This window comes from Methylobacterium sp. WL19 (assembly GCF_008040005.1).
Lineage (GTDB): Bacteria > Pseudomonadota > Alphaproteobacteria > Rhizobiales > Beijerinckiaceae > Methylobacterium > Methylobacterium bullatum.
In genome coordinates this window covers 21,504-32,233 of sequence record NZ_VRVC01000051.1, presented here as the reverse complement: position 1 = coordinate 32,233, position 10,730 = coordinate 21,504, and the positions used below count along the sequence as shown (strand labels likewise).

The 10,730-nt window shown below is 68.2% G+C and carries 9 protein-coding genes; 1 reads left to right on the top strand and 8 read right to left on the bottom strand.

Annotation, left to right across the window (positions count from 1 at the left end; all coding sequences use genetic code 11):
* From FV220_RS12070 to flgB, 7 genes are all read right to left on the bottom strand, one after another.
* A partial coding sequence (locus FV220_RS12070) for an ATP-binding protein (RefSeq protein ID WP_147831613.1) occupies nucleotides 1-2,167 on the bottom strand: 2,167 nt, incomplete at its 3' end.
* A 120-nt stretch (nucleotides 2,168-2,287) separates the two neighbouring features.
* Nucleotides 2,288-3,355, bottom strand: a complete 1,068-nt coding sequence (gene flhB / locus FV220_RS12065) for a flagellar biosynthesis protein FlhB (RefSeq protein WP_018042714.1) — start codon at nucleotides 3,353-3,355, stop codon at nucleotides 2,288-2,290.
* A 50-nt stretch (nucleotides 3,356-3,405) separates the two neighbouring features.
* On the bottom strand, nucleotides 3,406-4,170 hold the full coding sequence (gene fliR / locus FV220_RS12060) for a flagellar biosynthetic protein FliR (RefSeq protein ID WP_147831611.1): 765 nt from the start codon (nucleotides 4,168-4,170) through the stop codon (nucleotides 3,406-3,408).
* A 31-nt stretch (nucleotides 4,171-4,201) separates the two neighbouring features.
* Nucleotides 4,202-4,468 carry a flagellar biosynthesis protein FliQ gene (gene fliQ / locus FV220_RS12055; protein ID WP_018042712.1) on the bottom strand — a complete coding sequence of 89 codons (267 nt, stop codon included), beginning with the start codon at nucleotides 4,466-4,468 and terminating at the stop codon, nucleotides 4,202-4,204.
* Between the two features lie 277 nt (nucleotides 4,469-4,745).
* Nucleotides 4,746-5,063: a flagellar hook-basal body complex protein FliE gene (fliE, locus tag FV220_RS12050; RefSeq protein WP_018042711.1), complete on the bottom strand. Its 318-nt coding sequence runs from the start codon at nucleotides 5,061-5,063 to the stop codon at nucleotides 4,746-4,748.
* A gap of 29 nt (nucleotides 5,064-5,092) precedes the next feature.
* Nucleotides 5,093-5,503 (bottom strand): flagellar basal body rod protein FlgC, encoded by a 411-nt coding sequence (gene flgC / locus FV220_RS12045; protein WP_018042710.1) that lies wholly within the window; start codon nucleotides 5,501-5,503, stop codon nucleotides 5,093-5,095.
* Nucleotides 5,504-5,540: 37 nt separating this feature from the next.
* Nucleotides 5,541-5,966, bottom strand: coding sequence for a flagellar basal body rod protein FlgB (gene flgB, locus FV220_RS12040; RefSeq protein WP_027174273.1), 426 nt, complete (start codon nucleotides 5,964-5,966; stop codon nucleotides 5,541-5,543).
* Nucleotides 5,967-6,196: 230 nt separating this feature from the next.
* Here flgB and FV220_RS12035 point away from each other — a divergent pair, with 230 nt between their 5' ends.
* Nucleotides 6,197-7,570, top strand: coding sequence for a hypothetical protein (locus tag FV220_RS12035; protein WP_147831609.1), 1,374 nt, complete (start codon nucleotides 6,197-6,199; stop codon nucleotides 7,568-7,570).
* 11 nt (nucleotides 7,571-7,581) lie between these two features.
* Here the strand turns inward: FV220_RS12035 and FV220_RS12030 are convergent, their stop codons facing one another.
* Entirely contained in the window at nucleotides 7,582-10,719 is a 3,138-nt protein-coding gene (locus tag FV220_RS12030) for an efflux RND transporter permease subunit (protein WP_056144352.1), read from the bottom strand.
* Nucleotides 10,720-10,730 lie beyond the last annotated feature (11 nt).

Genomic DNA, 10,730 nt, shown 5'->3' with positions numbered 1-10,730 from the left:
GGGCGGGCTCGGCGGCCGGTTCGTGACGCGGCAGGTAGATTCGGAAGGCCGTGCCGCTGCCCACGGTCGATTGCACGTCGATGGTGCCGCCGCTCTGCTTGACGATGCCGAACACGGTGGAGAGGCCGAGGCCCGTCCCCTTGCCGATGTCCTTCGTGGTGAAGAACGGCTCGAAGATCTTCTCCATCACGTCGGGCGGGATGCCCTCGCCGGTATCCAGCACCTCGATCAGGACGTGGTCGCCCGCCGGTGCGCCGGGTCGGCGCTCGGTGTTCTCCAGACCTTCGAGGATGTTGGCGGTGCGGATGAGCAGGCGCCCGCCATTGGGCATCGCATCGCGGGCATTGACCGCGAGATTGACGATCACCTGCTCGAACTGGTTGACGTCGGCCTTGATCGGCCAGATGTCGCGCCCGTGCTTGAGGTCGAGGTCGACCCGCTCGCCGAGCAGACGCTTGAGCAGCAGCGTCAGGTCGGACAGCGCCTCGCCGACATTCATCACCTCCGGGCGCAGGGTCTGGCGCCGCGAGAAGGCCAGCAGCTGCCGCACCAGGCTGGCTGCCCGGTTTGCGTTCTGCTTGATCTGCATGATGTCCTGGAAGGCCGGATCGGTGGGCCTGTGGCTCGCCAGCAGCAGGTCGGAATAGCCGATGATGGCCTGGAGGACGTTGTTGAAGTCGTGCGCGATGCCGCCGGCGAGCTGGCCCACCGTGTCCATCTTCTGGGTCTGGGCGATCTGCTGTTCGAGCTGGCGCTGTGCCGTGGTGTCGAGGGCGTAGAGGATCACGCGCTCGCGGTCGGGCTGGGAGGACCCGTCCTCCGCAGCCGCGGTGTCGCCGCCGGCCGGGCTGAGCCAGACCCGCGCCGAGCGGTTCCCCGGCCCCGCCAGTGCGACCTCGATGGGTTGCACCTCGATGGTCCCGTCGGCGGCCTTCACCAGGGCGCTCTCGAGGGCGGCCCGGTCGCGGTCGACCAGGGCCTCCCACATGGTCGGCTCTGTGCCGAGTTCGCCGCGCCCGTCCGGCACGGCCTGGCGCGGCGTCCCGCCGAAGAGCCTGGCGAAGGACGCGTTGGCGCGCGCGATGCGCCCGGTGGGGTCGAGGGTCGCGATGGCGATGGGGCTGTTGTTGAGGAAGCGGGCGAGGCGCACCTCGGCGGCGCGCTGCGGCTCGTCGCTCTCGGCCCCGGCCGAGCGGTTGAGTACGAAGGTGCGCGACGGCCCGGGCTTGCCGTCCTGGCCGAAGGCCACGCGGTGATAGAGTCGGGTCGGCAGGGGCTGGCCGTTGCGGCGCCGCAGGTCGAGGTCGAAACGGTCCGTGCGGACCTCGCCGGGTAGTCCCTCGGTGGCGGTGAGCACATCGGCGCTGGGCGCGATATCGGGCAGGCGCAGGCCGCCCGAGCCGACCGTGGCGAGGTCGTAGCCGAGCCAGAAGGCCAGCGTCGCGTTCATGTAGACGATGGAGCCCGACGGATCGATGGAGAGGAAGCCGGCCGGCGCATGATCGAGGTAATCGATCGCGTGCTGAAGCTCCTGGAAGACGTTTTCCTGGCGCTCGCGCTCGTGGGTGATGTCGGTGACCGTCCACAGGGTCGCCGGGAGTCTCGGCCGCTCCACCGCCCGCACGGCGATGCGGAACCAGGCGAAGGCGCGCTCGGTCTCGCCCTGGGGCGGGGGCGCCATGCGGATCTCCTCCACATGGCCGCGCCCGTCATGGGCCGCCTGGGCGAGGCGGTAGACCGCCTCCGACACATCGGGCGAGCCGACGAAGACGCGCTCCACCGGCCTGAGGTTGGAGAAGGTCTCCCCGCCGGAGATCCGCAGGTAGGCCTCGTTGGCGTAGATCAGGCGGCCGCCATCCTCGACGACGATGGCGCCTTCGGGCGAGGCGTCGACGATGGCCTTGGTGATGTCGTCGCGGCCGGTCTGGCCCGCGAGCTGGAGCGCGCCGATCGCCAGGGCGAACAGGCAGAACACGCCCGCCATGGCGAGCAGGGCGAGAAGACCCAGGATGAGCGGCTGCGCCTGCTCGTTGGCGACGAAGGAGAGGCCCACCGCCGCGCCGACGAGAAGTCCGGCCAGGACGAGGAGTAGCCCGACCCGCCCAGGTCTTTCCGACCGGTCGATGGCGCTCGACACCGGTTTCGTTGGTCCGCTCACCTCAGCCATCTCGGCGCCATTCCACCCTCGAGCGATCCCGGTTAGCGCCCAGGCCGCGTCGGCAGCAAGGGTGTCCGCCGGACGTTAGGGACAAGTCTCGTCAAAAAAGGTGCATAAAGCGTGGCGCTTTCACGCCGCCCTGCGCTTCAGCCGCATGACGAAGCCGATCACCTCGGCCACGGCGCGATAATGCTCGGCGGGAATCTCGGAATCGATCTCCACCGTCGCATGGAGCGCCCGCGCCAGCGGCGGGTTCTCCATGATCGGCACATCGTGCTCCTTGGCGACGGCGCGGATGCGCAATGCCAGGGAATCGACGCCCTTGGCGACGCAGATCGGCGCCGCCATGCCCGCCTCGTAGCGCAGGGCGACGGCGTAGTGGGTGGGGTTGGTGACGATGACCGTGGCGGTGGGGACGTCGGCCATCATGCGCTTGTTGCCCCGCGAGGCGCGGATCTGCCTCATCCGTCCCTTCACCTCCGGATTGCCCTCGCTCTCCTTGTGCTCCTGCTTCATCTCTTCCTTGGTCATGCGCAGCTTCGAGCGCCAGCGGAAGCGCTGGTACAGGGCGTCGCCCATGGCGATGACCACGAAGATGGCGAGCATGCCGCCGAGAAGCTTGAGGGCGATGCCGAGGATCGCGGGCAGCATCGCCGCCGGATCGAGCCGGGCGAAGACCTCGAGCCGGTCGCGCTCGTTCCACAGGATGGTGCTCGCGACGACCCCCACCAGCATCAGCTTGGCGAGCCCCTTGAGGAACTGGACCAGGGCCTCGACGCCGAAGATGCGCTTGATGCCCGCCATCGGCGAGATGCGATCGAATTTCGGCATCAGGGCATCGGTGGAGAAGACAAGCGGGTGCTGGACGAGCCCGCCGGCGAGGCCCGCGATGACCACGAGGCTGACGGGAATCACGAGCGCCTGGGCGCAGATGAGCAGCATCCGCATCCCCATCTCGGTATAGGCGGTGGGGTCGGAGGGGACCTGATGCGCGTTCATCAGGAAGGCGCGCAGGCTCACCACGAGATCCTTGGCGATCGTTCCCGATGCCAGCAGCAGCGCCATCGTGAAGGCTGCCAGGATGAAGAAGGTGTTGACCTCGATGCTGTTGGCGACGTTGCCTTGCTCGATCGCCTTTTCGATGCGCCGTTGAGTCGGCTCTTCTGTCTTGTCTTCCTGGTCGCTGTCGTCGGACACCGCTCAGCGCTCCCCTGTCCGGCGCATCGTCGGACCGTTCGACACCGCCTTCATCGCCCGGTCAACTCGCCGAGGTAGCGGCCGATATCGTCGAGGAAGACGCTCATCATGATGCCGAGGCTGCCGAACAGGATCAGCATGCCGATGAGCACGGAGGCCGGCACCGCGATGAAGAACACCTGCATCTGCGGCATCAGGCGCGAGAGCACGCCGAGGCCGACATTGAACAGGATACCGAAGGCGATGAACGGCGCCGAGATCTGGACCGCCAGGAGGAAGCCGCGCGCCATGGCCCGGAGCGCCAGCTGGGCCGCCTCGCCCATGGCCAGAACGCCGTCGGGCGGCAGCATCACGTAGCTCCGGCCGATGGCGTCGAGCGCCACATGGTGCAGGTCGGTGGCCAGGATGAGGGTGATGCCCAGCATCATCAGGAAGTTGCCGAGCGCCGCCTGCTGGCCGCCCTGCGTCGGGTCCACGGTCATCGCGTAGGACAGGCCGAGCTGCTGCGAGACGATGATGCCCGTGGTCTGCAAGGCGGCCAGCACCATGCGGACGGTGAGGCCCAGGACGAGCCCGATCAGCAATTCGCCGATGAGGAGCGAGATCAATCCGGGGGCCGCTAGGGCCGCGCCCTGCATCGGCAGCAGCGGGCGCACCATCGGGAACAGGATCAGCGAGACGAGGAGCGCGAAGGCGAGACGGATGCGCGGCGAGACGGATTGTTCGCCGAGCCCCGGCAGCAGCATCATCAGCGTGCCGATGCGCGCGAAGGTGAGCAGGTAGGCCGCCGCGATGCCGGGCAGGAGCAGGTTCATGATCCTGCATAGCAGCGCCCGGCCCGGCGCGTCATCCGCCCGATACGATGCGGGCGGCGATGCGGGTCATGTAGCCGGCGAGCGCGTCGCCCATGAAGGGCAGCATGAACAGGAGCGCCGCGAAGACGGCGACGATCTTGGGCACGTAGATGAGCGTCTGTTCCTGGATCTGCGTCAGCGCCTGGAGCAGCGACACGATGAGGCCGACCACGAGGGCGACGATCATCAGCGGCCCCGCGACCTTGAGGAAGACGAAGATCCCGTCCCGGGAGACGTCGAGAATGGCAAGACCGGTCATGGACTGATGTCTCGTTGTGGGTGGAATGGCAGCGTCTGGTGCGCATCCCCCTCCCCACTGAGGCTACTGGATTCGCACATTTCGCGGGTTGCGCGGCCCTCCTCCCCCTTGTGGGGAGGAGTTGGAGGTGGGGGTGGTCGGGTGACCCTGATGCTGCGGAGGCTGGCGGAGCCACCCCCACTCCTGACCTCTCCCCACAAGGGGGAGAGGGACGCGATCTACCTGAAAGGAAAAACGGGTGGATCCAGTCGCCCGGTGAGCTGAGGGGATTCTCGCGCTAGATCTGCATCCGCATGATCTCCTCATAGGCGGAGATCACGCGGTCGCGGACGGCGACCAGGGTCTGCAGGGCGGTCTCGCTCTCGGCGACGGCGGTCACCACGTCGACGACGTTGGCCTTGCCGCCCGCCACCGACAGGGCCTGGGCATCGGCTTTCGCGCCGCTCTCGCCGATCTTGTCCATGGCCGAGGTGAGCAGCGAGGTGAACCCGCCATCCGCCCCCGAGGTCGGGGCGATTCTGGGCGTGCCGCCCTTCATCCCGCCGATGTTCTGGACGGCGGCGTAGGCTCCTGCGGCGAAGGCGTTGGTCGGCATGGCGGCGGACTTTCGGGAGAGGAAGAGCGTCAGGCCTTGAGGATGGCGAGGGTGGCGTTGATCATCTTGCGGGTCGCGGTGACCATGTTCAGGTTGGCCTCGTAGGAGCGCTGGGCCTCGCGCATATCCATGTTCTCGATCAGCCCGTTGACGTTGGGCATCCGCACCTCGCCGCGCGCATCGGCGCTGGGATTTCCCGGATCGTACTTGGTGCGGAACGGCGAGTTATCCCGCCTCACCCGCCCGGCCTCGATCATCGACGCGCCGGTCTCGCGGTCGATATGCTGGGTGAAGGTGGGGATCTTGCGCCGGTAGGGTTCGGCGCCGACCCCGCTCGGGGCCGAATCCGCATTGGCGATGTTCTCGGCGATGATCCGCATCCGGCCCGACTGGGCCTTGAGGCCGGATGCCGCGATGGTCAGGGATTTCAGGAATTCCACGGCGCGTACTCCGCAAGCTTAAGGGTGGGCGGAACGATCAGCGCTTGCCGATGGCGATCTTCAGTTTGTCGAGGCTCTTCTGGTACATCGTCGCGGCGAGCTGATAATCGGCCTGGTTGTCACCGGCCTTCATCATCTCCTCCTCGAGATTGACCCCGTTCCCGCTCGGCCTAATCTCGAACCCGTTGAACCGGCGCGGCTCCGCGCCCGGGCCTTCGGGGCCGCCGTTGAGAGCGATGTGAGCCGGGCTGGTGACGGCGAGGCCCGAATTGCCACCCGTTGATCCGGAGGGCTGGGCGAGATCGCCGGTCCCGCCGCCGAAGCTGGGGCTCGCGAGATCGCGCGGCTTGAAACCCGGCAGATCGGCGTTGGCGACGTTCTCGGCGAGAAGCTTCTGGCGCGTCTGATGCCACTGCATCCGCGTGCGAAGCATGGAGAGAATGGGGAGATCGGTGACGGACACGGTGCTCGGAGCCCCTCGGCGCCGCCGGACGACCCCGGAGCGATGGGCAAAATCTGCCGCCTCCATGGTTAACGTCCGGTTAAGAGCCTGTCTGTCAGCAGCGGATGCTCGGCGCGGAAGTTGCCTGTTAACGAACTCTTAACGTTATTGCCTTCCGCCGCTGCGATCGTGATATCAGGACAACCTGTGCTGCGTAGGGCCTCCGGCCCGAAACCCGAAAGAGCCCGATCTTGTCAGCGTTCTTTAATTCGGACGGCTCCTTCCCGCTCCAGTTCCTGATCATATTCGCCGTCATTTTCGCCGTTCTGGCCGCCATCGTCCTGATCTTCCGGCGGTTCTCCGGCAGGGGCATGGCCCTGTCGAAATCCGGTCCGCGCGGCCGTCAGCCCCGTCTCGGCATCGTCGACATCTACGAACTCGACCGGCAGCGGCAGCTGATCCTGCTGCGCCGGGACAATGTCGAGCATCTGCTCCTCGTCGGCGGTCCCAACGACGTCATCGTGGAGCGCAACATCCACCGGGGCGCGGGAGCCCGGCTCCCGCTCGACGAGTCGGCCCGGGCGGAGCCGCTCCCCGAAGAGCCGGTCTTCGAGCCGGCGCGGCCCGCCGATCCGCCCGCGCCGCCGGTCATGCAGCCTCCCGTCTTCCACGAGCCCAGGGCGCCGATTCCGGAACCGGCCGCGATCGTCAACGCGCCCGCCGAGCCCCCTGGCGAGGGCCTCGCCGAGTCGAAGCCCGCTCCCCGCTTCACCAAGGCGGATCTGATTGCGGCGAAGGCGGCGCGGCGGAACCCGCCGCCGTTGGCCAACCTGAAGCCCGAAGCTCCGGACCTGCCACGTCCGGCGGTCACCGCGCCGGACGTGGTCGCCGAACCGATCGTCCCTGCCGTCGAAGCGCAGAAGCCAGTCAAGGCGCCGGAAGCCCCACCCGCACCGGTGGCGCCCGCCGTGATCGAGGCGCCGAGCCCGGAGAAGGCCCCGGAGAAGGCGGTGCGGCCACAACCTCCGGTGAAACCCGCGCCCGTCGCGGAGGCGGCTCCCGTCGTTCCGCCGACCCTGGCGCGGCCGACGAGTTCCCGCCCCGTGGACGCGGCCATCCTGTCCGACATGGCGCGGCAGCTCGAAGAGGCCCTGCGCCGGCCATCGGCCGCGATCTCCCCGTCCACGCAGGCCGTCCCGTCGACACCGCCAAAGGCGCCCCCCGTGCCCCCCGCCGAGCCGAAAGCGGCGGCGGCGAAGCCCGAACCGCGTCCCGAACCCGTTGCCCCGGAGAAGGCAAAGGCGGACCAGCCGATCGACCCGATGGCGGCCGCCATGGCCACGCCCGTGGAGATCGCCCCGGACGAGTCGCCCGTGGTTCCTGCGAAGGACAAGCCGGCGAGTGCCAGACCGGCTCCGACCGAACCGGTCTTCGCCGATGCCGCGTCGAGGGAGCCCGCGCGGAGCGAACCGGCGACCACCGAACCGGACGTGTTCCTTCCGGCCCCGCCGCCTCCACCCGCTCCCAAGAAGGTGACTGCCGCGAGCCAGAATCCCTTCTCCGTGGAGGAGATCGAGGCGGAGTTCGCGCGGTTGCTGGGACGTCCCCTCGACAGGAAGGGCTGACCCCGCCGCGGCTATTCCGCGGCGGAGCGTGACGGGAAGCCCTTTCCGTCATTGGCGAGTGTGGTCGGCAGGGCGAAGGCCCCCTCGGTGGGCTCGTCCTTGCGCCCGATGAAGCGACCGAAGAGCCGGACGAAGAAGCGCGACAGGTCGTCCACCAGGACGAAGATCGCCGGCACGAAGATCAGGGACAGGCCGGTCGAGACGATGAGGCCGCCGATGACCGCGACGGCCATCGGTGCGCGAAATTCGCCGCCGATGCCGAGCGCCATGGCCGACGGCACCATGCCCGCCGCCATGGCGATGGTGGTCATGACGATGGGCCGGGCGCGTTTTCGGCCGGCGTCGATGATGGCGGTGGCGCGGTCGACGCCTCGTGCCATCTCCTCGATGGCGAAATCCACCAGCATGATCGCGTTCTTGGTCACCACGCCCATGAGCATCAGGATGCCGATCACCACCGGCATCGAGATGGGCATGTGGAAGATCAGCAGCCCGAGGATCGCCCCGCCGATGGAGAGGGGCAGCGAGAACAGGATGGTGAGCGGCTGAAGGAAGTTGCCGAACAGCAGCACCAGAACGCCGAACACCATCATCAGTCCCGCGCCCATGGCGAGCGCGAACCCTTCGAACACCTCCCCCATGATTTCCGCGTCGCCGGTCTGGCTGATGCTCACGCCCGGCGGCAGGTTCTTCGCGGTCGGCAGCGCCATCACGGATTCGATGAGGGTGCCCAGCGCGTCCGAGCCCTCCATGTCGGCCTCCAGGGCCACGCGGATCGAGCGATCGTAACGGTCGATCGCCGTGGGACCACGCCCGAGGCTGAGATCGGCCACCGTGGAGAGCGGAACGGAGGCGCCCCCCTTCACCGGGACTTTCAGGCTCTCCAGCTGGGACAGGTCTCCGCGCAGGGCGAGGGGCAGCTGAACCCGGATCGGAACCTGCCGGTCGACGGCGTTGAACTTGGCGAGGTTGGCGCCGATGTCGCCGATCGTCCCCACCCGCACGGTCTCGGCGATGAGGTCCGTCGAGACTCCGAGATCGGCCGCGACGCCGGCCTTCGGGCGGATGCGGATCTCGGTGCGGTCGAGGGGTGCCGTGGAGAGCACGTTGACGAGGTGGGGCACGGAGGCGGCCTCGCGCTGCAATTGCGCCGCCGTCTCCGAGACGAGGCGCAGGTCCGGCCCCGAGACGATGAGGGCGAGATCGCGCTGGCCGCTGTCGCGCAGGGACCAGAACCGGATGTCCGGCTCCTCCCGCAGGATCGCGCCGATGACCCTGTCGAGCTGCTTTTGGGTGCGGTGACGGGCGTTCTTCGGAGTCAGGTTGATGGTGAAGCTCGCGAGCCGCACCTCCTTCTTGGCGGGCAGCTGGCGGCCGCCATCCACGAACACGCTGCGCACTTCGGGCAGCGCCTTGATCCTGTCGACGATGCCGTCCGTGACGCGGGTGGTGTCGGCGAGACGGGCACCGGGCGGCAATTCGACCACGAAGATCGTCCGTGCCGCATCCTCCGCAGGCAGGAAGCCGGCGGGCAGCAGACCGGTGGACATGATCGATCCGGCAAAGCAGGCGAGCCCCACCACCAGGGTGATGAACTTGTGCCGCACCGACCACGCGACCACGCGGGTATAGGCCCGCATCACCGGCCCCTCGCGCTCGTGATCCGGTCCGTGATCGCGCAGGAAATAGGCGGCCAGCAGCGGCGTGATGAGGCGCGCCACCAGCAGGGACATGAACACGGCCGCCGCGATGGTGAGGCCGAACTGCTTGAAATACTGGCCGGCGATGCCGCTCATGAAGGAGACGGGTGCGAAGATCGCGATGATCGTGGCGGTGATCGCGATGACGGCGAGGCCGATCTCGTCTGCGGCCTCGAGAGCCGCCCGGTAGGCGGATTTCCCCATCCGCATGTGCCGGACAATATTCTCGATCTCGACGATGGCATCGTCCACCAGAATGCCGGTCACGAGGGTGATGGCGAGCAGGCTGACCGCGTTGAGCGAGAAGCCGAGGGTGCTCATCACCCAGAAGGTCGGCAGCACCGAGAGGGGCAGCGCGATGGAGGCGATGAGCGTCGCCCGCCAATCGCGCAGGAACAGGAACACCACGATGACGGCAAGCGCCGCGCCCTCGATGAGGCTCAGCATCGCCGAATGGTAGTTGCCCACCGTGTTGATGACGGAGGTGTCGATCAGGTCGAACCGGACACCGGGATGCTTGGCGGCGAGATCGGCGATCTTGCGCGCCACGGCGCTGGCGACCTCGGCATCGCTGGCGCCCGTCGCGCGTGAGATCGCGAAGGCGACGACGGGCTCGCCGTTGAAGCGCGCGAAGGTGCGCGGCTCTTCCGAGCCGTCCACCAGCGTCGCCAACTCGTCCAGTCGGACCTTGCGGTTGCCCGGCACGACGATCGAGGTCTGGGCCAGGGTGTCGAGGCTGGCGGCACCGGCCAGCGTCCGGATCGACTGTTCCTGGCCGCCGAGTTCGCCGCGCCCGCCCGCCATGTCGGCCGAGGTGAGGCGGAGCTGGCGGTTCACGTCCGCCGCGGTAATGCCCAGCGCCAGGAGCCGGTCGGGTTTGAGCGTCACGCGGATCTCGCGGGCGACACCGCCCAGGCGCTCGACGCCACCGACGCCCTTCACGCCCTGGACCTGCCGGGCGATCACGTCGTCGATGAGCCAGGACAGGTCCTCCGGCGTCATGGCCGGTGCCGAGGCGCCGTAGACCATGATCGGCAGTCCGGCGATCTCGACGCGGCTGATGATCGGCTCGTCGATGGTGCGCGGAAGCGTCACCCGCACCTTGGCGATGGCGTCCTTCACGTCGTTGACGGCGCGGTCCACGTTCACTTCGAGCCTGAACTCGATGGTGGTGGCCGAGACGCCCTCCGAGATCGTCGAGATGATGTGCTTGACGCCCTTCACCCCGGCAACGGCATCCTCCACCACCTTCGTCACCTGGGTCTGCAGCTCGGAGGGAGCCGCGCCGGCCTGGGTGACCTGGATCGCCACGATCGGGATGTCGATGTTCGGGAACTGCGTGATCGGCAGCGAGCGGAAGCTGACGAGCCCGAGGATCATCAGGACGAGGAACAGCACGATCGAGGTGATCGGCTTGCGGATCGCCCAGGCGGAGATGTTGAGGCGCATGGGCTGACGGG

Excerpts from the sequence above, each read along its gene's own strand:
- fliE (WP_018042711.1), bottom strand. The coding sequence starts at position 5,063 with ATGCCGACCAACGCCTTCGCCGCAGGAGCCTACGCCGCCGTCCAGAAC.
- FV220_RS12030 (WP_056144352.1), bottom strand. The coding sequence starts at position 10,719 with ATGCGCCTCAACATCTCCGCCTGGGCGATCCGCAAGCCGATCACCTCG.
- fliR (WP_147831611.1), bottom strand. The coding sequence starts at position 4,170 with ATGAACCTGCTCCTGCCCGGCATCGCGGCGGCCTACCTGCTCACCTTC.
- fliQ (WP_018042712.1), bottom strand. The coding sequence starts at position 4,468 with ATGACCGGTCTTGCCATTCTCGACGTCTCCCGGGACGGGATCTTCGTC.